At 38.4% G+C, this 24,394-nt stretch carries 23 protein-coding genes; 13 read left to right on the forward strand and 10 right to left on the reverse strand.

Features of this window, described 5'->3' with window-relative positions:
- Positions 1-38: 38 nt before the first annotated feature.
- From AC0IWE_RS07110 to AC0IWE_RS07130, 5 genes are all read right to left on the reverse strand, one after another.
- Positions 39-422 (reverse strand): FMN-dependent NADH-azoreductase, encoded by a 384-nt coding sequence (locus tag AC0IWE_RS07110; protein ID WP_471792829.1) that lies wholly within the window; start codon positions 420-422, stop codon positions 39-41.
- Complete coding sequence (locus tag AC0IWE_RS07115) at positions 409-639, reverse strand: NAD(P)H-dependent oxidoreductase (protein ID WP_471792521.1); 231 nt, start codon at positions 637-639, stop codon at positions 409-411. The genes AC0IWE_RS07110 and AC0IWE_RS07115 overlap by 14 nt, the downstream gene beginning before the upstream one ends.
- 228 nt (positions 640-867) lie before the next feature.
- Entirely contained in the window at positions 868-2,817 is a 1,950-nt protein-coding gene (locus AC0IWE_RS07120) for a glycoside hydrolase family 97 protein (protein WP_055913378.1), read from the reverse strand.
- A gap of 221 nt (positions 2,818-3,038) precedes the next feature.
- Positions 3,039-4,313: a group II intron reverse transcriptase/maturase gene (gene ltrA / locus AC0IWE_RS07125; protein ID WP_471792522.1), complete on the reverse strand. Its 1,275-nt coding sequence runs from the start codon at positions 4,311-4,313 to the stop codon at positions 3,039-3,041.
- A gap of 629 nt (positions 4,314-4,942) precedes the next feature.
- Positions 4,943-5,617, reverse strand: coding sequence for a DUF4142 domain-containing protein (locus AC0IWE_RS07130; protein WP_055910429.1), 675 nt, complete (start codon positions 5,615-5,617; stop codon positions 4,943-4,945).
- A gap of 169 nt (positions 5,618-5,786) precedes the next feature.
- Here AC0IWE_RS07130 and AC0IWE_RS07135 point away from each other — a divergent pair, with 169 nt between their 5' ends.
- Positions 5,787-6,110 carry a hypothetical protein gene (locus AC0IWE_RS07135; protein ID WP_055910426.1) on the forward strand — a complete coding sequence of 108 codons (324 nt, stop codon included), beginning with the start codon at positions 5,787-5,789 and terminating at the stop codon, positions 6,108-6,110.
- 50 nt (positions 6,111-6,160) lie between these two features.
- Here AC0IWE_RS07135 and AC0IWE_RS07140 read toward each other — a convergent pair whose 3' ends face one another.
- Entirely contained in the window at positions 6,161-6,985 is an 825-nt protein-coding gene (locus tag AC0IWE_RS07140) for an ion transporter (RefSeq protein WP_055910420.1), read from the reverse strand.
- A 136-nt stretch (positions 6,986-7,121) separates the two neighbouring features.
- Here AC0IWE_RS07140 and AC0IWE_RS07145 point away from each other — a divergent pair, with 136 nt between their 5' ends.
- The 3 genes from AC0IWE_RS07145 to AC0IWE_RS07155 all read left to right on the forward strand — a co-directional run bounded on the left by AC0IWE_RS07145 (position 7,122) and on the right by AC0IWE_RS07155 (position 9,613).
- Positions 7,122-8,471, forward strand: coding sequence for an alpha-L-fucosidase (locus AC0IWE_RS07145; RefSeq protein WP_055910417.1), 1,350 nt, complete (start codon positions 7,122-7,124; stop codon positions 8,469-8,471).
- A gap of 128 nt (positions 8,472-8,599) precedes the next feature.
- Entirely contained in the window at positions 8,600-8,851 is a 252-nt protein-coding gene (locus AC0IWE_RS07150; protein WP_055910413.1) for a hypothetical protein, read from the forward strand.
- Positions 8,852-8,893: 42 nt separating this feature from the next.
- The gene (locus tag AC0IWE_RS07155; RefSeq protein WP_055910445.1) at positions 8,894-9,613 is read left to right on the forward strand and encodes a DUF481 domain-containing protein; all 720 of its coding nucleotides are present in this window, start codon (positions 8,894-8,896) and stop codon (positions 9,611-9,613) included.
- Between the two features lie 101 nt (positions 9,614-9,714).
- Here the strand turns inward: AC0IWE_RS07155 and cobA are convergent, their stop codons facing one another.
- Complete coding sequence (gene cobA, locus AC0IWE_RS07160) at positions 9,715-10,479, reverse strand: uroporphyrinogen-III C-methyltransferase (RefSeq protein ID WP_055910410.1); 765 nt, start codon at positions 10,477-10,479, stop codon at positions 9,715-9,717.
- Positions 10,480-10,731: 252 nt separating this feature from the next.
- On the opposite strand from cobA, the gene nirB reads away from it, so the two are divergent.
- From nirB to AC0IWE_RS07200, 8 genes are all read left to right on the forward strand, one after another.
- Positions 10,732-13,245: a nitrite reductase large subunit NirB gene (nirB, locus tag AC0IWE_RS07165; protein ID WP_082458787.1), complete on the forward strand. Its 2,514-nt coding sequence runs from the start codon at positions 10,732-10,734 to the stop codon at positions 13,243-13,245.
- Between the two features lie 35 nt (positions 13,246-13,280).
- Positions 13,281-13,628 (forward strand): nitrite reductase small subunit NirD, encoded by a 348-nt coding sequence (nirD, locus tag AC0IWE_RS07170; protein ID WP_055910407.1) that lies wholly within the window; start codon positions 13,281-13,283, stop codon positions 13,626-13,628.
- A gap of 58 nt (positions 13,629-13,686) precedes the next feature.
- Entirely contained in the window at positions 13,687-14,082 is a 396-nt protein-coding gene (locus tag AC0IWE_RS07175) for a hypothetical protein (protein ID WP_235526097.1), read from the forward strand.
- Positions 14,083-14,113: 31 nt separating this feature from the next.
- Positions 14,114-15,481 (forward strand): MFS transporter, encoded by a 1,368-nt coding sequence (locus AC0IWE_RS07180; protein ID WP_055910436.1) that lies wholly within the window; start codon positions 14,114-14,116, stop codon positions 15,479-15,481.
- Positions 15,482-15,518: 37 nt separating this feature from the next.
- Positions 15,519-19,130: a molybdopterin-dependent oxidoreductase gene (locus AC0IWE_RS07185; RefSeq protein WP_471792523.1), complete on the forward strand. Its 3,612-nt coding sequence runs from the start codon at positions 15,519-15,521 to the stop codon at positions 19,128-19,130.
- Positions 19,102-19,608: a nitrate reductase associated protein gene (locus AC0IWE_RS07190; protein WP_471792524.1), complete on the forward strand. Its 507-nt coding sequence runs from the start codon at positions 19,102-19,104 to the stop codon at positions 19,606-19,608. Before AC0IWE_RS07185 ends, AC0IWE_RS07190 begins: the two co-directional genes overlap by 29 nt.
- A 4-nt stretch (positions 19,609-19,612) precedes the next feature.
- Entirely contained in the window at positions 19,613-20,719 is a 1,107-nt protein-coding gene (locus AC0IWE_RS07195; protein ID WP_471792525.1) for a rubredoxin, read from the forward strand.
- Between the two features lie 160 nt (positions 20,720-20,879).
- Positions 20,880-21,095, forward strand: a complete 216-nt coding sequence (locus AC0IWE_RS07200) for a rubredoxin (RefSeq protein ID WP_471792830.1) — start codon at positions 20,880-20,882, stop codon at positions 21,093-21,095.
- Between the two features lie 71 nt (positions 21,096-21,166).
- Here the strand turns inward: AC0IWE_RS07200 and AC0IWE_RS07205 are convergent, their stop codons facing one another.
- Both AC0IWE_RS07205 and AC0IWE_RS07210 read right to left on the reverse strand, forming a co-directional pair.
- Positions 21,167-21,754, reverse strand: a complete 588-nt coding sequence (locus tag AC0IWE_RS07205; protein ID WP_471792526.1) for a molybdenum cofactor guanylyltransferase — start codon at positions 21,752-21,754, stop codon at positions 21,167-21,169.
- 116 nt (positions 21,755-21,870) lie between these two features.
- Positions 21,871-22,554, reverse strand: coding sequence for a Crp/Fnr family transcriptional regulator (locus AC0IWE_RS07210; protein WP_471792527.1), 684 nt, complete (start codon positions 22,552-22,554; stop codon positions 21,871-21,873).
- Between the two features lie 196 nt (positions 22,555-22,750).
- Here AC0IWE_RS07210 and AC0IWE_RS07215 point away from each other — a divergent pair, with 196 nt between their 5' ends.
- The gene (locus tag AC0IWE_RS07215) at positions 22,751-22,951 is read left to right on the forward strand and encodes a hypothetical protein (protein ID WP_055910391.1); all 201 of its coding nucleotides are present in this window, start codon (positions 22,751-22,753) and stop codon (positions 22,949-22,951) included.
- A gap of 138 nt (positions 22,952-23,089) precedes the next feature.
- On the opposite strand, the gene AC0IWE_RS07220 is transcribed toward AC0IWE_RS07215, so the two are convergent.
- Entirely contained in the window at positions 23,090-24,391 is a 1,302-nt protein-coding gene (locus AC0IWE_RS07220; protein WP_471792528.1) for a PepSY-associated TM helix domain-containing protein, read from the reverse strand.
- Positions 24,392-24,394: the final 3 nt, after the last annotated feature.

The following is a 24,394-nucleotide window of genomic DNA, read 5'->3' on the forward strand; positions in this document are numbered from 1 at the left end:
CCAACTACCGATGAACTAATGACAATTTAACTTAAAAATTAATTAAATGAGATGCTTTCAATTGCTTTATCCAAAGCTTTATCTTTTAGGTCTGGAATACTTACCCCCTCGGCCCTATAGGTTGTAATATCAGTCATACCCATAAAACCCAATACCGATTTAAGATAAGATTCTGTAAAATCATAAGGTTTCATTGGTCCTTCTGAATATACACCACCGGAAGAGATTGCCAGATATACTTTTTTGTTTTTCACCAAGCCTTCTGGTCCGTTTTCTGAGTAACGGAAAGTGTGCCCAGCGCGTGCAATGTGATCGATCCATGATTTTAAAGTAGATGGAATGCCAAAATTGTACAGTGGCGCACCGATAACAATCACATCAGCATCTTTAAGTTCGGCAATGGCCTCATTAGAATGTTTTATGGCTTGTGTAAACTCTGGTGTATGGTCGCTCTACCGGAGTAAAAAAAGAATTGATGTGCACTTCTTCCAAATGTGGAAACGGTGTATTGGTTAAATCATGTACGGTTACCGTGCTGCCAGGATTTGCGGCCTGTAATTTTTCGACTATTGCATTTCCCAATTTAATACTGAAAGATGCTCCGCCCCTTGGGCTCGATATAAGATGTAATATTTTCATTTTTTTGCCTTTTTTTGTCTGGCAAAACTATGGATAGGAAATATCAAAAAGCTATTACTATACCAAAGGATAGCACTATCCTTTGGTATAGTTGAAATTTTTATCTTTTAAAATTGATCGAGATAATATGTACAACCGTCACTCTCCAAAATGGGCAATCTTAAAGCTTCCATACATTAAGATTTACGCATACGCGAGAACGACGGCAAGAAGAAAATATCGATTATGTTATTTCAACGCTTCTATTACAGCAACAAAACCACCATCTTTAACCATATTGATATCAATTGTTTCTCCGGCTCTAATCGGTTTAACAATTCGCTTAAAATCCATCGCCTGGAAATCGGCATTGATACCATCCTTAATCAGCGTGATCTGATAAATTGTATTTGCTTTTAAAAAACTTGCATCAACCTTTAAATCATGTTTTTGATCGTTACCCATGGCACCAATAAACCATTTTTCGCCCTTTCTTTTTGCCGTAACAATGTATTCGCCAACACTGGCATCCAAAATTTTAGTTTCATCCCAGGTTACCGGAACACTGGTAATAAAAGAAGTGGTTTCTGGCTCTCTTAAATAATTGAACGGATTATCTGCAAGCATCTGAAAACCGCTTTCAAAAACAATATACATGGCCAGCTGATGTACCCTTGTACCAATGCTCATGGTATTTACCCAACTTGGTTTATAATCTTGCTTGTGCGCCGAACGCATTGCTCCAGGTGTATAATCCATAGGGCCAACTGCATTACGTAGAAAAGGAAGAAATAAGTTATTATTTGGGGTAGCTAATCCGCCGCCAATATTTTGCTCCATTCCAATAACCCCTTCGTAAGAAAGTACATTCGGATAGGCAACTTCCAAACCAGCCGGTTTAAATGCGCCGTGAAAATCGACCAGAATATGGTGTTTTGCTGCTTCTTTGGCAACCCTGGTGTAGTAATTAACCATCCACTGATCGCTCCTATCCATAAAATCGATCTTTACCCCTGCAATTCCCCATTTATCCAAAGTTTCGAAAATGTTAAAGTTATTTTCTACAGCCAGCCAGGTAAACCAAAGTACAATTTTTACATTTTTTTGCTTACCATAAGCAATCAGCTCCTGTAGGTTAATTGTTGGATTTGGCTCAAAGGGATTTAAGGTTGTTTTTGCCCATCCTTCATCCATGATAATATATGGAATGCCAAATTTCGAGGCAAAATCGATGTAATATTTATACGTATCCTGATTGTAACCTGATTTAAAATCTACTCCATAAACATAGGCATTGTGCCACCACTCCCAAGTTACCTGTCCGGGTTTTATCCATTTTGTATCCTTCAACTGGTTGGGTGTACTGAGTTTATACACCATCTGGTTTGCTGCTAATTGGGTATCTTTATCTGTAATTACTAAAAAACGCCACGGAAATGATCTTTTACCTGAGGTTTTTGCAATATAATCGGCCTCTTTTAAAATTTTCTTGCTTCTGTCTCCATCTTCTCCAAAAGAAAGTGGCACTTTAGGAAAAACTGCGTCAATGGATTTATTATCAATAGCTTTAACAAATAAGCATGGATAATCATATAAATCGGCTTCTGATAACAATGCTTTATACTTGCCGGTATCAAAAAGGATCGGCAGTACACTCATTTTTTCCTTATTTACTTTACCAAGTTCGTTTTGGCGGTAAAGGATTTCGTAAGAAGTTTTAAATTCGCCTGTTTCCAAATAATCCGCTTTAACTGCATCATTAAAATTGATGTGTACATCTTCATTTTTTACAATAATCGAATCTTTTTTATTGGTAATGAAACGGTATGCTATGCCATCGTTATAGGCCCTGAATTCTACACTGAAATCACCTTTAAAATCAAGCTTTAACAAATTATAACGATTTTCTACAGTACTGTTTTTAAGTGGAACAATTGGGTTTGAACTGCTGTTTACAGAAGAAAGTGTTTTCTTCAACAATTTAGCATGATCGCCAAGCATTGCCTGCTCAAGGTTTAACTGTAAATATGAATTGGTTAAAAAAGGGTTTCCGTTAAAGGTTACCGAATAGGCAATCTTTTCCTTAATATTTACCTCAACTTTAATCCTTTTATCGGGCGATACCAGCTCAATAGGCGCGCTAAAAAGTTTAATGGCAAATACCAGCAATAAAATAACAATTGATAATGGTTTTTTCATGTTTGATTAGGTTTTCTTTGTGAGAATTTACTTGGTTATTGTTATTAAATCAATCGATAAAACGATTTAGTAAGTTAAAGTTAATGACAGTTTTGGATTTAACAACATTTTTGAAGAAAAACTCTGCTTTAAAAAACGTTAAATCGAGTAAGAAGCAGGGAATTAGTTTCCCTGCTGTCTCCTCACACCACCGTACGTACCGTTCGGTATACGGCGGTTTGTTAGAATAACTTCGTTTGGTGTGTCGTTTTCCAATAGTAATAATTGGTAAATCCATCAAGTCCATGCCTCAAAAAGAACTTCTTGTCAAGGGTTGTAAGTAATATCGGGCTGTTTGCAGTCCTACAGTACCCCTTACGGGTATTGGCCAATTGATAGGCCCTTGATTTTACCAACCCCATCTTCATTAAATTCCGCGCTCTACCCGTTATACTCTTCCATTGCTTCCAAAGAACAATCCGCAGTCTGGTCCTCATCAACTCGTCCAGTCTGGTCATATGACTCTTTGCTTCTGCAATAGAGAAATAATTAACCCAACCATGAATGATTTCCTTAAGCGTTAATATTCTTTCTTGGAATGGAACTGGTTGGCTACGTTTAGTTTGCTCCCGGATTTTCTCCTTGATCGCTCTTAGAGATTTGGATGAAATTCGCATCTTCCATCCCTCTTTGCTACCATAGAATGAAAACCCGGGCAGACTACTTTGGCTTGGCCTGCTAACCTTACTTTTTTCCCTGTTAACCTTCAGTTTCAGGCAGTCTTCCAGATATACTGAAATACTTCTCATTACCCGGTGTGCTGATTTCCTGCTTCTTAGATAGATACTGCAATCATCAGCATATCGCACGAACCTGTGCCCACGCTCTTCGAGCTTAACATCGAGTTCGTGAAGGATAACATTTGATAGTAACGGACTTAATGGACTGCCTTGTGGCGTTCCTTCTTTTCTTGGGCTGACCAATCCATTCTCCATGATCCCCACACTCAAATAAAGACGGATAAGCTTCAATGTCCGCTTATCCTTTATCTTTACTGACAGCAGATGCATAAGTTTATCATGGTTTACCCGGTCAAAAAATTTGTCCAGGTCAAGTTCCACAATCCAGGTGTAACCTGTGTTAAGATATTCCTGAGCCTTTAACACTGCCTGATGGGCATTGCGATCTGGCCGGAAACCATAACTATCAGAGGAAAAGTCGCCCTCGTACTTGGGGCTCAGCCATTGAGAGATGGCCTGCTGGATCAACCGGTCAATGACCGTTGGGATGCCAAGCATCCTCTTACCACCACTGCCTTTGGGTATCTCTACCTTTCTTACAGCGTTCGGTCGGTAATGGCCTGATAAAATATCACTCCGTAATGCCTGCCAGTTAGCATTCAGGTAGTCGCGAAGTTCATCGGTCTGCATACCATCAATACCACCAGCACCCTTATTGGCAGTAACCTGCCTAAAGGCTCTTTGTACATTTCGGATGTCTAATATTTCTTCAAGCATAATACTAAAAAAAAACTCCTTCCCAGGCATTGTGTACATTGGTTGCACGGCTCGAGCTCAGCTCCTCTTATAATTTACTCTCGGATTCCGTCCTACCCTCATATAAGCAGTTCTCTAATGTGGTTCCGCTGTAAACGCTCTGCCATAAACTTCCTGTTTCCTTTGCCATCCTAACATTTGGTCCTTTCTGCATCCGAAAAATGCAGTACTACGACCGCTGCTGACTTCTGATTGAGGCATTTAACATCTCTGCCAAATGTTTCTTCTCCTGTAATCGCGCTTACAATTGACAGAACTCATTCAGATCTCCCGGGGTAAGACAATCTACTTCCTATGGATGTGGCCTCTGTATCTGCGTAATAGTCCCCGTGCAGTATTGGGCTTCTGTTTGTTTCGCAACATCACCCGGACTAAATCCGCCTCGTATACAGTTTCTGTTCGTAAGCCCCCATATTTGCCGCGGACTTCCTTCAGATTCGCAGTCACCCACGACACCCTTGTCTCGAGCTAACACTTCCTACTGCTAAGCGTGTTCGGGACTTGAACCCTATAGTCGATTGCCATGCCCGGCGCACGAAAAAAAAGAGCCGGCGTTTGCCGACTCTTTCATTTAATTGCTTAAATCAATATTATTTATTTAAAGTACTAACCTCTTTTAGGTGTTTTTTTAAAACTGGCAAATATTTATTGGCATAGGCCTTAACTGCCGCGTCTGTTGATTGCGATGCTTTTTCAAATAATGCCACTGCATTTTGGTGATCGGTAACCATCATTTGAACATAAGCCTTATCAAATGAAGTTCCGCTGAGTTTGTTCAGTTGTTCTGTAGCATTTGTTACATCATATTCATTTCCTCCTTTAGTAGTTAGGCCGGTATTGCCAGCTTCACCACCGGTATTTTTCACTCTTGAGGTATCTTTCAAGTTTTCTGGGGCCGAGTCTACCCTTCCATCAGGTCTTTGACCATCATCTGGCGTGCTATTTGGCAAATTAACTTTCTTAAGCTTTGCCAAAACTTTTAATTCTTCGTTGGCTTTGGTATGATCATCCACCATCATTCGGCCAAATGCCTTAACTTTTTTATCGGCAGCTTTATCGGCAGCAAGTTTTCCTGTTAATACCTCTTTCATTCCGGCAATCGCTGCTTGTTGCAAAAACTGTTCAGTTGTTAAACTATCCGCTTTCTGGATATAATCAAATGTTGTAGCATAGTGCCAATCAGTGTTTGCAATTGCGTTAAATGATGTGGCTGAAACAATCATTCCCACTACTGCTATTTTTTTGGTATTAAAATGGTTTTTCATGGTTAATTAATTAAGGTTAAATGCATTACTATAACCCGATTAATACTTAAAAAGTTTCATCGATTGCTATTGTTGATTCAAATACCGCACAACATACAGGGTTTAATAATTTATTTTTTCCTAAACCTAATTTGTTTTCATCCTGTTCTATAATAAAAACATTTACATTATGGAAAATCAAGAGAACAATCACCAAGAGGAAGAAATTCAAAATATTGAGCAGTTTCAGATTAACCGCTCAGAAGGAAATGCAGCTGAAGGATACAATACTCCTGAGCCAGATGATGATGAATACACTGAAGATGAAGTGCCGTTTGCAGATGGAGAAGGTACTTTGTTAAATGATGAAATTGAAGGGCCTGATGATGAAGATGATGAGGATTTGGGCGATGATGATGTAGTGGAAGAAGGCGACGACTACAATGAATCAGATATAGAAGAGCTGGATAAAGATCCGAATGCTTATGATGAGGATGACAGTGAGCTTTTGTAAATTAAAAAAAGCATTAAAAAGATGCCAGATTGAAAACCAGTCTGGCATTTTTATTTAAATAAAGATGAGCCACAATATTTACAAAACAGTGCATCATTATCATGCCCTTCCCTACTGCAATTTGGACAAGATTCTGGTAGTTCTTTTTTCTGCCTGGAAGCAACTGCGATATCGTGGGTGATAATTCCGGTTGGTACAGCGATAATTGCATAACCGATTAGCATTACAACCGAAGCTACAAACTTGCCCAGCGGTGTAATGGGCGAAATGTCGCCATATCCTACTGTAGTTATGGTAACTATAGCCCAATAGATACTTTCTGGAATATTAGAGAAACCATTTTCACGTTTTTCTACCAGGTACATGATCGATCCAAGAATAACCGTTATGGTTAATACAGTGAGCAGAAAAATGCTTATTTTCCGAACACTATTTTTCAGTGCCTGCGTTAAGAAATTAATCTCGGTTAAAAAATGGCCAAGTTTAAATATTCTGAAAACCCTAAGTAACCTCAAAGCCCTAAATACCAATAACGATTGCGCACCGATAAAAAAGATACTTAAATATGAGGGCAATAGTGCAACCAGATCAATAATACCCAACGGACTGAATACATACCGAATTGGCTTTCTGATACTTACCAGCCTTAAAATATATTCTATAGTAAAAAGCGATGCAAAAACCCATTCAGTAATATTGAATAATTTGCCATATTGCTGATGAATACTCACCACACTATCGAGCATTACCACAATAATACTCGAAAAAATGGCAATCAATAGGCCAACATCAAAAGCCTTACCTGCGGGCGTGTTCGATTCGTAAATGATTTCGTGTAGTTTGAAACGCCAATCTTTTGAGGGGTTTGATGCCATATTAACAGTTAATTCTGGTTAAAGTTAAAGGAAATTTAAACCAATTTCCCTTAATATTTTGCTCATACACCAACATTTTTAATGCCAATTGCTCGGTAAATTAGTCTTTTAAACCCTAACCAAAAGAAACCACAAAATGAGAAAAACATTTTTATCAGCTTTGCTGCTGCTTAGTTTTGCCTTACCAGGCTTGGCCCAAAAGCGATTGGGAAACGAAACTGCTGCTCAAAAAACCAAACGAATGGAATGGTGGACGGATGCCCGCTTCGGAATGTTTATCCATTGGGGGCTTTATGCTTTACCTGCGCGCCACGAATGGGTAAGAAATGCAGAACGCATAACAAACGAAAATTATCAGAAATATTTCGATCAGTTTAATCCCGATCTCTTTGAACCTAAAAAATGGGCAAAGGAAGCTAAAGCGGCAGGAATGAAATATGCCGTATTAACCACTAAACACCACGAAGGATTTACATTATTCGACAGTAAATACACCGATTATAAGGCCACCAATACTCAGGCTAAACGAGATTTAGTAAAAGAGTTTTTAGATGCATTTCGCGCAGAGGGTATTAAAGTTGGCTTTTATTATTCACTGATAGACTGGCACCACCCTGATTTTCCGGTTGACAAATACCATCCTTTAAGGCCACAGACAGAAAGTGATGAAGCTTACGCTGACCTAAATAAAAACCGTGATATGGCAAAGTATCGAAAGTATTTGTACAATCAGGTAACAGAATTGCTAACCAAGTATGGAAAAATTGATATTCTTTGGGCCGATTTCTCTTATCCCGGCAAGTATGGCAAAGGCCGTGATGATTGGGGTTCGGTAGAACTGCTTAAGCAGATTAGGAAACTGCAACCGCAAATTATAGTAGATAATCGTTTAGACCTTAATGATTATGAAGATGGTACTGATTTTGAAACCCCTGAGCAGGTTGGTCCGAAAGAATTGGAAAAATACCGCGGTAAAGTTTGGGAAACCTGTCAAACCTTTTCAGGTTCATGGGGATATCACCGCGACGAAAACACCTGGAAAAGCAACAGAAAATTATTGGATCTGCTCATTACTTCAGTAGCCAATGGCGGCAATTTATTGTTAAATGTTGGTCCGACTGCCCGCGGAGAATTCGATAGCAGAGCCAATACCGCATTGGATAGTTTGGCCTTATGGATGCATGCCAACTCGAAATCTATTTACCATTGCACTTTTGCTCCTGCCGGATATAAAGCAGCCGACGGAATAAAACTAACCTATAATAAGGATACTAAAAAGCTTTATGTACACCTTTTCGAATACCCCAACACTGGATACCTCACCTTAGAGGGATATAAAGACAAAACAAAATATGCCCAGTTTTTACATGATAATTCAGAAATACAGGTCGATGTGGAAAAATCTACCGGGAATAACCTTGTTTTAAAACTTCCGAAGAGGAAACCTGATTTTGAGATTCCGGTAATCGAACTGACTTTAAATTAATCTACCTATTTTTAAGTTAAGCCCGTAAGTTAATTCTTGCGGGTTGTTTTTTTTGAACTGCATAACAAACCTTATCCGGAAATGAACAAAACATTCTCAGAATTTTATTGTCTACAAATAAAAACATTATGAAAGTAAAAGGTGCATTTGTTTACCCTCTCGAAACAGGTGAAAAAGCTTTAATCCTCCTAGCCGAAAGCAAAACAGATCAGGATAAACTTTATCACTATTTAACGATAGATGCCTACAAATTTAAAAGAGAAATTGCAGAGGAAGAACCCAATATTGGATGGATTTCTGCAGGTTATAAAAATGAGCACAATGAAATTACATGGAATCAGGAGTATATCCCGGTGCCCAAATGGTACGATCTGAATTAAATCATATTAAACATATTGATGCCAAATGATGTTAAAATAATTATGAAGTTTATTGTCCTGCTAATTTTATTCTTTTCCTGTTATGTAACATCCTTTGCCCAGTATACAGATAGTACAAATTACCATGTATTGCTTACCTCAACAGGATCAATTAACCGAACAAATGAAGATCGTGCCTATTTACTAAACAACGCATTAAATTTCGGCATGAAAAAGAAAAGTTTTGTTTTAAACTCCAGTTCGGCCTGGCTTTATGGCAAACAAAATAACAATTTAACCAATAACGACTTTTCTACCACGCTTAACTTCAACCTGTACAAAACTTTTCCTCACTTTTATTATTGGGGTTTGGTAAATTACAATACCAGCTACTCGCTAAAACTTAAAAATCAGCTGCTTGCCGGAGGAGGAATTGCGTATAGTATTTTAGATAGAACAAATGCCTATATTAATTTAAGCAACGGTGTGCTTTTTGATCAAAGTAGCCTCATTGTTGGCGATAGTTACCATACTTATAGGAATTCTTTGAGATTACAATATCATTTCGCTATTAAAGAATTGATTACTATTGATGGAAATCATTTTTTACAAAATTCTTTCGACAGAAAAGGCGATTATATCATCCGATCAAGCACCACGCTTGGCTTAAAATTGCGCAAATGGATAAGCCTTACAACTGCGCTTACTTACAATAAGCTTAATATAACCCAAAGTGAAAACTTAAACCTTACTTATGGTTTAACATTGGATAAGTACTTTTAGCTAAGTTATTAAACTGATTACTAAGATCAGTTGGTTAGGGAAGCCCAAAGGTTATTTACATTGTTGTATATCACAAATAAAACATTGGACTACTAAATTATTTATGCAGATAACAATTCACCCTGGTTTAAATTCGCATAAGCTTTGGCCTGCACCACATTACCTATAATAATAATAGCGGGATAAGTTAATCCTGCTTCTTCGGCCGATTTTTGCAGATTTTGCACTGTACATACTACCTGTTTCTGATGAGGCAAGGTAGCATGCTGAATTATTGCAGCTGGCATATTACCTAAACCAGCATCGCAATAGGCTTTAACAATTTCACCAACCTTTTTCATACCCATGTAAATCACAACTGTAGCCGAACTCTTCATGGCGCATTTTAGGTCGTTGGTTAAGCTTCCGTCTTTCTTGGTTCCGGTAAGAATCCAAACACTTTCACTTATCCCACGGTGGGTTAAAGGTACATCTATAAAACCTGCACCTTGCATACTGCTTATTCCTGGTATATAATGACATGTAATCCCTCTGGCTTCTGCATAAATCAATTCTTCGAACCCTCTGCCAAAAATAAATGGATCTCCACCCTTTAATCGCACTACAACTTTAAAATTTTGAGCATTTTCTACAATTAAATCGTTTATTTTCTCCTGTGGGGTGTAATTTCCATAAGGTTGTTTACCAACATAGATCATTTTACAGTTTTTTGGAGCAATTTTTAGCAATTCTTCGTTGCTTAGGTTGTCGTAAAGTATAACTTCTGCCCTTTTTAGCACATTAAATGCTTTGATAGTGATTAATTCTGGATCACCAGGACCTCCACCCATTATAAAAAGCCCAAAATCAGTCGTTTTTTCTACCATAATTTTAATGATTTAACTATTTAATGATAAAAGTGATGAAATTTTATTAAAAAAGTAAATATTTTATGATAAATATCACTTTTAAATAACTTTTTACTCAATAATAATCTATATTTGAATATCAAAAATCATATAAAAACAATATCATGATTTAAAAAACCAATTATTTACGTTGAAAAACATAGTGTGATGAATAATTGAATAAATAAAACGACTGATACAACTAACAAACTCAAAATACCTTTAAGATTTATGAAAGAACCACAGATAATCGTAATAGGAAATGGAATGGTGGGATATAAATTCTGCGAAAAGTTAAGATCAAAGACAAAATCTTTCAAAATTATTGTTTTTGGCGAAGAACCTCGCAGGGCTTACGACCGTGTACACTTAAGCGAATACTTTAACGGCAAAACAGCTGATGATCTCTCACTTTCTACAGAAAACTGGTATCAAGAACAGGATATTACCTTATTTTTAAATAATCCGGTAACACAAATAGACCGTGAACATAGAAAGGTTTACACCGCTAACGGAGCAGACTACAGTTACGATATTTTAGTTTTCGCTACGGGTTCTGGTGCTTTTGTACCCAATATACCCGGAATTGAAAAAGATGGCGTTTTTGTTTACCGCACAATAGAAGATCTGGATTTGATTAGTGGTTATGCAAAAAAGGCTAAAACGGCTTCGGTTATTGGAGGCGGTTTATTGGGTTTAGAAGCCGCTAAAGCGTTAATCGATCTGGGAATTGAGAAAACGAGTATCATTGAATTTGCTCCCCGCTTAATGCCGAGGCAAATTGATGCGGCCGGTAGCGACATGCTTAAATCGAAACTAGCAGATTTAGGTTTACACATCCACTTAAATAAAAACACCACCAGTATTGAAGGCGACGGCCGCATTACCGCATTAAAATTTAGCGATGATACGGTTATAGATGTTGATATGCTGGTGATTTCTGCCGGTATTAAACCACGTGATGAACTGGCAAAAGCCTGCGGTGTTGAAGTTGGTGCACGAGGGGGAATTATCGTTAACGAAAAAATGCAAACCAGCGATCCTGCCATATATGCCATTGGTGAATGTGCTTTATACGATGGAATGATTTATGGTTTAATTGCCCCAGGTTATGAAATGGCCGAAGTATTGGCCACAAACCTTTGCCAAGGCGATAAAGCTTTTACCGGATTTGACATGAGCACTAAACTCAAACTCATCGGCATCGACGTAGCGAGTTTCGGCGATAACTTTATTACTGAACCAGATTGCCGCACCATCATTTTCGAAAACAAACACAAAGGAGTTTACAAAAGAATAAATGTTAGTAATGACGGGCAATACCTTTTAGGAGGTATATTAATTGGAGATGCAACAGCGTACAACCTGCTGTTGCAAACCTCTAATAACCGAATTGTTTTACCAGAAAACCCTGAAGAACTGATACTTGGTGCACGGGGAGGAAGTGAACCAGCTGGCGGGGCCGGAATTACCGGTTTACCGGATAGTGCATTAATATGCAGTTGCGAAGGTGTTACTAAAGGCGATATCTGTGCTGCGGTAGCAGATGGTTCTTGCGAAAACATCGATGACCTGAAAAAATGCACCAAAGCAGGTACCGGTTGTGGTGGTTGTTTACCAATGGTAAAGGATTTAATGACTTACACCTTAAAATCACAAGGCAAATACATTAAAAATGTAATCTGCGAGCATTTTAATTATAGCCGGCAAGAACTTTTTGACCTGATCCATATCCACGAATTAAAAAGTTATGATGAGGTGCTGGATGCCTTAGGCAAAAATGATGGCTGCGAAGTGTGCAAACCACTGGTATCGTCACTCCTTGCCAGCTTATGGAACGAAATGATCCTTAAAAAAGGAAACGATGTAGCGCAAGACAGTAACGACCGTTTTTTGGCCAACATCCAAAAAGGAGGTTCATATTCTGTAGTGCCAAGGGTGCCGGGTGGAGAAATTACACCTGATAAATTGATTGTAATTGGCGAAGTTGCTAAAAAATACAACCTCTACACCAAAATAACCGGCGGGCAACGGATAGATATGTTTGGCGCACACCTTAACGATCTTCCCATCATTTGGGAGGAATTAATTGCGGCCGGCTTTGAAAGCGGGCACGCCTATGGAAAAGGTTTAAGAACAGTTAAAAGTTGCGTGGGTAGCACATGGTGCAGGTTTGGATTACACGACAGTGTTAGTTTTGCCATCAGGATTGAAGAAAGATACAGAGGCATACGGGCGCCTCATAAATTTAAGTCGGCTGTAAGTGGCTGTATAAGAGAGTGCGCAGAAGCCCAAAGTAAAGATTTTGGCATTATTGCCACCGAAAAAGGCTGGAATTTGTATGTGTGTGGTAATGGAGGGAGCAAACCACAACATGCCCTTTTGCTGGCTACAGACTTGGATAGCGAAACCTGCATCCAATACATCGACAGATTTTTAATGTTTTACATCCGTACCGCTGATCCACTTACCCGTACGGCAACCTGGCTGAACAAAATGGAAGGTGGAATAGATTATTTGCGAAATGTAATCATCAATGATAGTTTGGGTATGGCGGCCCAATGGGAAAATGAAATTGAAAATTTAATTGCCTCGTATAAATGTGAGTGGAAAGAAGCTGTTGAGAACCCTGCAATCAGAAAAAGATTCTCTCATTTTGTAAACGCACCTGAAGATAAAGACCCAACAATCGAATTTGTTGAAATGCGCGGACAAAAAAGAACCGCAGAATGGAAAACCTTATAAACTAATCCTTTACAAACTTTATAAAACCCAAAATTATGAAAGAACAATCGAATTGGCTGGCAGCGTGCCGAGTCGAGGATGCCATTGAAAACGGTGGCGTGTGTGTAAAACATGGTGAAGAGCAGATTGCACTTTTCTATTTCACCAGAAGAAATGAGTGGTATGCCACTCAAAATGAATGCCCGCATAAAAAGCAGATGGCACTAAGCCGTGGCATGATTGGCTCTACTACCGATGAACCTAAGGTAGCATGCCCTTTCCACAAAAAAACATTCTCATTGAGCACCGGCGAATGTTTAAGCGGCGATGAATGCGCCATAAAAACCTATCCTGTAAAGATAGAAAACGGAACTGTTTACATTGGCACAACGCCAAAATCTTAACCTGACCCAGTAAGATTTAAACTTTTCCGGATTAAAAATTTAACCAAACCAAAACATCATGAAAATATCTAATTATGTAGCCATAACAGGCTGCCTCGCACTTACCTTGTTCTTTTTTTCGGCAAAATCGCAAACTAAAGCTGTTTTATTCGATGGTACCATCGTTGCAGGTTATGTTGATCACGGTGCTTTTATCAACTGTACCGGTCCGAGTATAAAATTTAGCAAAAAACCTTATACCATATTACTGGGGCTACTTCCAAGCTTACGAATCAAAGAAGATAAAGTTGCTGCCGGTGCCCCAAAAAATGCGGCCCTTACGCCAAACCTTGGTTTTGGCTTAACGGCAGCATTCCGGCATATCGCACTACAGGTTCCGCTATATTATAATCCTAAAACTGCCGTAAAAAATGGTAAATGGAACGCGGGTGTAGGCTTAGGCTATAAATTTTAACATGAACCGTTTCACGCTAAAACCGAACATTATGATACAGAATACCACAACTAAACCACTGGATAAACTTAATATATTTTCGCTTAAGGGTGTTCAGATGAAGACCTTCCACATTACCTGGCTTACATTTTTCTTCTGTTTTTTCGCCTGGTTTGGAATGGCCCCTTTGATGAAGATTGCAAGAGAGCAGCTTCACCTCACTAAAGATCAGGTTGGCAATATTCAAATTGCCTCAGTATCGGCCACCATAATTGCCCGTTTACTTATAGGTAGGTTGATTGATAAATTTGGGCCTAAACTGATTTATACCTGGCTTTTAGTGCTTTGCGCCATTCCGGTACTCTTAATCGGCACCAGCCATTCTTATACATCATTTTTACTTTTCCGCTTAGCGATTGGCGTAATCGGCGCATCATTCGTAATCACCCAGTTTCATACCTCAATAATGTTTGCTTCCAGTATTAAAGGAACGGCAAATGCAACAGCAGGTGGTTTTGGCAATGCCGGTGGTGGTGCTGCCAATCTATTTATGCCTTTAATTGCATCTGGTTTTACAGCGCTGGGATTTTGCAGTACAGAAGATAGCTGGAGATATGCCATGATTTTTCCTGGTGTAATGCTGCTTATCTGTGCATTCTTATACAACCGGTATACTTTGGATACACCACAGGGCGATTTTAAAGACGTGAAGGATGAAACCGTAAAAAGTACCAAAAACACTTTTTTATTAGCCGCAAAAGATTACCGCACCTGGATTTTAACCATTGCTTATGCAGCCTGTTTTGGCGTAGAAATTACTGTAGATAACTTTGCACCGATCTTTTTTACCGACTCATTTGGCGCAACAATAGCTATTGCAGGTATGGTTGCAGGTATTTTTGGCTGGATTAATATTTTCGCCAGGCCACTAGGTGGAATTGTTGCCGATAAAATTGGCAAAACCTGGGGATTTGATGGCAAAACACTTTTACTCGCTTTATTGCTTTTAGTAGAGGGAATCGGCTTAATCTGGTTCGCAAAATCAGGCAATATCGGAATGGCCATTTTCATGATGTTTGTTTTCGGCCTAAGTTTAAAAATGGCCAATGGCGCAACTTATAGCCTTGTTCCATTCATTAACCCACTTGCTGTGGGCAGTGTAGCTGGTATTGTTGGTGCTGGCGGCAACATTGGTGCCATGCTAATAGCCTTCATGTTTAAAGCCAAAGCCAATCATGCTACCAAAAATGTTATTGAAAACGGAATTAACGTTCAAAAAGATCTGATTGATTATACCAGTGCATTTACACTTCTTGGTTTTATTATACTTGGGGTCGGGATTGCGGTTTTCATATTCAGAACCGTTATGGCGCAGAAAAGATCGGCAGTTGAAGATTTGGTGCTTACACCAAGCAAATAAAAAACACCAACGAAATTACCCTACCAGCTGATCTGATTTGAAAGAAGAAAAAAACATATCGCCCAACCAAACAACCACCTGTTGCTACTGCGGCGTGGGCTGTGGGATTGTTGTAAATAAGGATATCCACGAGCGGATAACAGTTGAAGGAGATAAAAACCATCCGGTAAACAAAGGGATGTTATGCAGCAAGGGGATGAACCTTCACTATACGGCAAATGATAAAAGCGATAGGTTACTTTACCCGGAAATGCGCTATAATAAAAATATGCCGCTCCAAAGGGTAAGTTGGGATACCGCGCTAGAAAGAACAGCAGCAGTTTTTAAAGCACTGATTAAAAAACATGGTCCGGATAGTGTAGCTTTTTACGCCAGTGGCCAATGTTTAACTGAAGAATATTATGTAGTAAATAAATTAATTAAAGGATTTATCGGTAGCAATAACATCGATACCAACAGCCGCTTATGTATGAGCAGTGCGGTTGTTGGTTATAAAATGAGTTTAGGTGAAGATGCCGTACCCATTAGTTACGATGATATAGAAATTGCCGATTGTATTTTTGTGGCAGGAGCAAATCCGGCATGGTGCCATCCTATCCTATGGCGCCGTGTTGAAGCCGCAAAACAGAAAAACCCTAATCTGAAAATTATCGTTAGCGACCCCCGAAAAACACAAACCTGCTCGCTGGCAGATGTTCATTTACAGCTTAATCCAGGCACAGATATTACGCTGCACCATGCCATTGGCAGATGCTTAATTGAAGATGGAAAAATAGATGCTAATTTTATCACAAACAGCACCAATGGCTATGAGAAGTACCATCATACAGTTTTTAAAACTTCTTTGGCAGAGGCAGCTGCAATTTGTGGGATAACGGAAAGCGATATTCGCTTAGCTGCATCTTACATTGGCCAAGCAAAGGGTTTTATCACCATGTGGACGATGGGACTTAACCAAAGCGTGGTAGGCACCAATAAAAACCTTTCGCTCATTAACCTAAACCTGATTACCGGGCACATCGGCAAACCGGGCAGCGGTCCTTTTTCATTAACCGGACAGCCTAACGCTATGGGTGGTCGTGAAGTTGGCGGATTGAGTAATTTATTGCCTGCACACCGCATATTGAGTGATGAAAATCACCGCAATGAAGTTGAAAAATTTTGGCAGATTCCACTAGGCACCATACAAGCTAAACCGGGATTATCCGCAACTGAAATGTTTGATGAACTGAATAGCGGAAAACTTAAAGCAATATGGATCTTGTGTACCAACCCCCTTATTAGTTTACCCGATGTGCGGAAGGCTGAAGAAGGATTAAAAAATGCAAAGTTTGTTGTTGTGCAAGACATTAGCAATACGGTTGAAACCCTAAAATATGCAGATGTAGTATTGCCTGCGGCTGCATGGGTAGAAAAAGAAGGTACCATGACCAATGCCGGCCGCTATATTTCTTACCTCAGTAAAGTGATAGAAGCACCGGGCGAGGCTTTACCAGATTTTGAAATTATTTGCCGATTTGCAAAAAAAATGGGTTACCATGGCTTTGATTTTAAAGATGCGGCTGAGATATATCACGAACACGCCGCCTTAACTGCCGGAACCAACATCGATATCAGCGGTCTTAATTATGAGATCCTAAAAGAAAAAAGAGCCGTTCAGTGGCCCTACACCAAAGAAGAAAACACGTTCGGGACGGCTAGATTATTTACCGATCATCAATTTTATACTCATGATAAAAAAGCAAATATCTTATCATTTGATGACCAGAACCAATCAGAACCATTAACACCAGAACATCCACTTATTTTAACTACTGGAAGAATTAGAGATCAATGGCATACAAGGAGTAAAACGGGCAAGGTAAATAAGCTGAATCAACACATCAGTGAATCTTTTTTAGAAATTAATCCGATTGATGCTGAAAACAGGAACATAAAAGACAATGAAATAGTTGAAATTTCGAGTTTACGTGGAAATGTACGTGTAAAAGCAAAATTTTCGGTAGATATTAAACCAGGAGTCGTTTTTATGCCCATGCATTGGGGTAAAATCTTAACAAGTGATTTAAATCGTGTAAATAACCTTACCAATAACCTGGTTGATCCGCAGAGCAAAGAACCTGATTTCAAATTTAGTGCGGTACAGGTAAAACTATATCAAAAAGAAAAGCAAAAAATTATTGTTATAGGTGCAGGTGCCGGAGCTTGTGGTTTTGTTAAAAGCTACAGGGCCTTAAATACCGAAGATGATATTGAGATTTTTAGTAAAGAAAATTTTCCGTTTTACAACCGTGTACTTCTTCCCGATTATATTATCGGCACCCTACCCTGGCATAACCTCATTAAAATGAGCGATAGCGAAGAAACCGACTACCGCATTAAGTTACACCGTGGTTTAGGCATTGATAAAATTAATAAAGGGGATAAAACCGTTACCGATAGCAATGGCAAAACCCATCATTACGATATTCTGCTTCTGGCAACCGGAAGCAGGGCTTTTGCGCTTAAAGACATTCCTAAAATAAATGGAATATTTACCATGCGCAGCCGTAACGATGCCGACAGTTTTAAAAAACATGTTGATAGCACAAGCGGAAAAGTGGTAATTGTTGGCGGAGGTTTATTAGGGATAGAACTGGCCACTTCCCTAGCCGAAACAGGATCAAAAGTAACCATTATTCAAAGGATATCGAGATTAATGGGCCGCCAGTTAGATGCACTTGGCAGTCAGTTATTGCACGAAGAATTAATCAGCAAAGGCATCGAAATTTTCTATAATGATGAGGTAGACCGCATTATCGGAGAAAAAAGTATTGCTGGCATCCGTTTAAAAAGTGGTTTATTGCTCAATTGCGAATCACTCGTAATAGCTATCGGCACCGTTCCCAATACAGAACTGATTAAGGAAGCAGGTATTGAATGCATACGGGGAGTTGTTGTTGATGAGTACCTGAGAACAAGCGAAAAAGACATTTATGCCATCGGTGAAATTGCAGAATTTAAAGGACAAATGTACGGTATTACCGCAGCAGCAGAACAACAGGCCGAAATTGTTGCCCGCTTTATCTGTGGTGATATTGCCAAATTTTATCAGGGCAGCTTATTGATGAACATTCTTAAAATGCACAGCTTAGAACTTTGCTCTTTGGGCTTGGCAGAAATACCAAATAACGATCCTACCTATGAAGAAATTGTTTTTATCGACAAAGCAAAGCGATATTATAAGAAATGTATTGTGCATAATGACAAATTGGTTGGTGCAATATTGATTGGCGATAAAAGTGAATTTTTGGAATTCAGAAACCTGATTGAAAATAAAATGGAGCTTAGCGAAAAGCGGCTTCAACTTTTAAGGAGCGGTAAAACAACTGAACCGATTATTGGCAAAACGGTTTGCAGCTGTAACAATGTTGGCGAAGGAAATCTCATTAACAAAATAAAGGATGGCTGTAAAGATCATTTGCAGTTATGCCAGTTAACGGGTGCCGGAATGGGTTGTGGCAGTTGCCGCCCCGAAGTTAAAGCGATTTTAGATTCGTTTGTAAACGTATTAAAAACAGAGCCTAAGCTTGAGATCGCTTTAGACAAAGTGACCAAAAACAACTTAAAAATTAAACAAAATGATGAAAGTAAAACTCACCCCTTCTGAATTTATAAACCTTAAAGGGATTGAATATTTTCAGTTCGAAGAAGATTTTATTGAAGAAAATATGCGCTGCATCCCTATGGTAGTCCGTTTTAAGATGGATGCAGCGGGAATAAAGCTAAAATTAGCCGAATGGAGCAAATTCCATGCATCAGAGCGGGTTAAGCTGGCACTTATGCCTGTTTTTACACAGGATGAAACAGATCGCTATCATCAGTATCTGATCGGGCTTATAGCTAAATACACCGGAAACCAGGCCACCACAATACCTATAGATCCATTGCCCGACTGGGGTAATTTGCATCAAATCCCTGAAATGCTTCAAGATAAATCAGCAGCGTTAGCGTTCCAGTTAACCATTGAACAATGGCGAAAACTCACTAACATTCAAAGATTTGCACTTCTGAAATTATGCCGACCTGGGCACGAAAACAAAAATTTTGCTAAAGCCATAGCAGAATTTGGATTGCTAAATACTTAAAGCTATGTATCAAACTGTTTTTATAAACTTCCCTGGCGGAATTATCTCCCCTGGTAACCTCTACAACATTCTTGTGGCCGCAGCAAAAGCTAGGATCCAATATGTGCGGTTTGGTTTACGGCAGCAACTGTTACTTGATACAACCACCTACAACATAGAAATTTTTACCAGCGAACTGGATAAATTGGGCGTTGATTTCGAAGTTGATGCCATCAATTATCCAAATATCATTAGCTCCTATCCTGCTGAAGAGATTTTTATCCGTAAAACCTGGCTTACTGAAGGCGTTTATAAAGATATTTTAGATGAAATTGATTTTAAACCTTCAATAAAGGTGAATATTTGCGATAACGACCAGAGTTTTACACCAATGTTAACTGGCAACATCAACTGGATTGCTTCATCGAAATCAGAACATTACTGGCATTTAATTATCCGGTTCCCAAAAACCAATGTAACCTACGAATGGAACCAACTCTGTTACACCAATCACATTGCGCAGGTTACCAAAGCTTTGGATAACATCATTAAAAATAATGCAGCAGATTTTGTGGATAATGCTTTAGCAAGTGGCGAAGATCTTTTTGCACGCTTAGAACCGAAAAACTTTATCCTTAAACCTGCTGAAAATACGGTTTCACTCTCTTCATTCAACCTGCCATATTACGAGGGTTTAAACCGCTACAACAACAAATATTGGTTGGGCATTTACAGGCGCGATGAACTTTTTAGTATTGCATTTTTAAAAAAACTCTGTCTGCTTTGCTTAGATACCAAACTAGGGCAATTGTGTTGCACTTCATGGAAAACAATCATTGTAAAGGGGATTGATGAAAAAGATAAATGCCTTTGGAATACTTTGCTCGAGGAATTTGAGGTTAACATGAGGCATGCAGCCAACGAGCTTAATTTTCAGGTGGAAGACAACTGCAATGAAGGTTTAGCTTTGAAAAGCGAACTGGTTAAACATTTAAGTATCGATGATACCCGAACGTTTGGAATTTGTTTTGGCATTAAAACCCGTAAAAAAAGTGAGGTTTTTAGCAGCATATTAATTCAAAAACGCCATTTGATTAATTTTTTAAGGCTTAAAACTGTTTGCCGTTTATGATATTTTATGTGCAAAGGATTTTAATCCGAATGAGCGTACAGGAGAAATTTTTAGCCGAAGTAACCCTGGTTTTCTCTTACCCGAACAACTCAGGCGTGCGATTTTTAAATTTTACAAATACCGCATAAATGCCATCAAAACCGGTAAACAAGTACAAAGTATCCAGGCAGAAGAAAATCAAAAAAAAGATGCTGGCTTTTTATACCAATGCAATAACTGCTTAACTGTTTATAGCGAAAGTATTGGCGAAATTGAAAATAACATTGTCCCTGGAACCGCATTTAGCGATTTACCAGCAGATTATTGCTGTGCACTTTGCGAAGGTGAAAAAAATAACTTCACAAAAATTGATCAATCGGTTTTGCAGATTTTGTAAATGTGAAATTACGTTTAACCTAAACTTAGTTGGCATTTTTCTTACGAATAGTCACTTAACTAAAGTCAGGATTACTTGAGGTCGTTTATTTCCTCTTTTGAATTGAAATTTCCAAAATAATGGTAATCCTCATCTGCTATAGCAATTTCGCATACATGTAATTTGCTTAAAACATATTTCATGCTGTGCCTGCCCAAACCACTCCTGTTAAGCAGTTCAACAATGTTTTTTAAGCCTTGAGCTTTATAAATTCCACATAAGGGTTCTTGATGAGCATCCTTACTGAAAACATAGGCATCGAAACCATCATCAGTTTTAAACGCTTGCATAAGTTGTTGCAATAAATGCGTTTCCATCATCAGCATGTCGCAAGCTAATAGAAATAAATCTTCGTCAGGATTGGATAAATGAGCGGAAAGCACACCCAATAATGGCCCTTTTACATCAGGCAAATGGTGATCTACAATAAGATTTTCTTTTCCGAAATAATCGGTATAGGTTTCTTGCTGCAATGGGTTGACAGAAAATTGAACCGATAAATTCATAGTACTCAATTTATCGTATGCAATTTGTGCCCAAAGCTTATTTTTATGGCTGAGCAAACCTTTATCAGTGCCCATCCGTAAACTTTGCCCTCCACACAAAATGATTCCTAACATAAGATGCTGATAATTAATTTTTTAAGTGCCCTATCACTTAATTTGATTTTTATAAAATAAATTATCCCTCTGTGTAACACCAATTTATTTAAAAAACTAACGGTATAAAACAATCGTTATTTACTACTCAAATCAATCAGGCCAACTTCATTTAAAATACCAATCTGTTTGCCGTTCACTATAATTAATTTTTCTGCAAGCAATTCATTCATCGTCCGAAAAACGGTTTCGTAAGTTGCACCGGTAAATGCGGCTAAATCCTGACGGCTTAAAGCCAGGTTTAAAAATCCATCTCCATCAAGGCCAAATTGATCCCTCAATCCTAAAATGGCAACCGCTAACCTGCCTTTAACAGACATTAATGCCAGATTACGCATTTTCTTTTCTGAAGAATGTAACTCATCAGCATAAAACATTAATAAACTATAAGCAAATTCCTGGTTTACCTTTATTGTGGCTTTAAAAAAATCGATGTCAACAAAACATAGTTTAGTGGTTTCTAAAGCGGTTGCTGAGATTGGATAAATATCAATGCTGCTGCTGATTCCCCGATGACCGAATATAGCCCCATCATTGGCAAAACGCAAAATCAATTCTTTGTCGCCCCACTGTTTATGCACTTTTACATTTCCTGAAGTAACGAAATATACCCCACTTACCGGATCGCCTTCCCTGATTATAACCTCCCCTTTTTTTGCAATGAAATTTCTTTTATGATTTGCAATAGCAGGATGCCATTCTTTTAAGGAAAGTTGGCACATAAAACAGATTTTAAGATCGCAGCTGTTATTTTTCTTCATGTTTGTTAGGGATGTAGGGTAAAAATAACAAATGATTGCACATTTTTATCCTGGGTTGTGCTTTTTATCTGTTCTTCACTATTGTTGAAAATTTTTTAAGAATAAAACTCATTGAAATAGAACACTTAGCGTTATTTACATCCATAATTTGCATAAAGAAGTTTAAACATAAGCCTCCAAATCATAATTTTGTGTTATGGCAAATACAAATGTTAGAAAATCAATCCAAAATAAGATCGAATCCTTAGGTAAGGAAATTGAAACCTTACAGGCAGAATTAAAAAGATGGGAAAAAATTGCAGCCGATTATGAAACCAATTCGGAAAGCATTGATTTAATTTTATCAATACAATTACCCGAAAAACCTGAACCTAAAGCAAAAAAGGTGAAATTGTAAAAAACATTAAAAAAGAAAACCCGAATCATTTCCGGGTTTTCTTTTTTAATCACCTTGAATTTATTTAAGGTTCCAGCGAGAAATATGCTGATCCCGCTTATTTGCAAAAACAATACGGTTGCATAAATGCAAAAGATATTATTCCAAGACTTCTTCAACCTTTTTAACCGGAATTTTCGCCCTTGGCTTAAAACCCCTAGGTTTATTATCACTTTCGGTTAAAACGGGTTCTTTCTTTTTCTTTTTTTTCTTAAATTTTCTACCATACCAAATCAGGAAACCCGTTATTGGCAAACTTGCACCAATAAGCGAAGCTAAAAATGCCAGTACTTTACCTGGAAAGCCTAAAATACTTCCTACGTGAATATCGTAGTTCATTTTTCTAAGTTTGCCACCAAAACCTGCTTCTTCATAAGGAATTGAATAAACCCCTTCGCGTTTAAATTCTTTTAAAGTGTGTTGATCAAAAGTATAACCCTGGTTGTTGTAAAACTGGCCGGTATTGGGGTAAACCGTAATGTTAATCGTTGCTTTTGCTTTGGATGTATCTGGAAAGGTATAATAGAATCCCTGCGATTTAGGATGACGGGTAATCACTTTTTGCCAGGCCAAATCCATTGCTTTTTGTGGCGTGTAGAATTTTCCAAGTGCTAAAGAGTCAGATTCCAAACGTTGGAAATCGCCTAGTTTTTCGCCTCCTGAAGTTACCCAATATAAACCTTCACTATACCATTTAATGCCATATACCATGCCGGTTAAAGCGATAAAAAGCAAAAAAATCAAAGAATAAAAGCCCATCACATTATGCAAATCAAGATTTACCCTTTTAAACGAAGCACCGCACTTAATTTTAAAGCTCTTATCACGGGTAGATTTGTTCCATTTTTTTGGATACCACCAAATCAATCCGGTAATTAATAAAACAACAAACACCATGGTGCCGTAATTTACAATCGGCCGCCCGATGCCAAAAGGTAACCACAAAAATCGATGACCATTAAGGATAAATCTAAAAAAATCAACCTCTCCTTTTTTGTGCACCACTTTGCTGATTACTTCCCCTGTATATGGATTAATCTTCAAACTTGTGCCACCGCCTCTTCTTCCTTCGTCTTTCTTCCCTCTTAGATTTAAATTAATTGCTCTACCCTGCTGATACTGTGCATAAGAAGGAACTTTTTCTGGATAAAGCTTAAAAGCAATCGCACTGAGCTGCGAAGGTGTAATAACAGGCTTATCCTGCTTTTCAATTTTGGTTTCGGGTTCTAAAAAACCTGTAATTTCTTCATTAAAAACCCAGATACAGCCTGTTATACAAACAATAAGAACAATGACTCCGGATATAAGGCCAAGCCAGAGGTGAAGCCATTTATTGATCCGGTTAAATAATGAATCTTTATTTTTTTTCTTTGCTGGAGTAGTTTTGTTTACCGTTGCCATTGT

It is taken from the genome of Pedobacter sp. AC402, assembly GCF_979252805.1.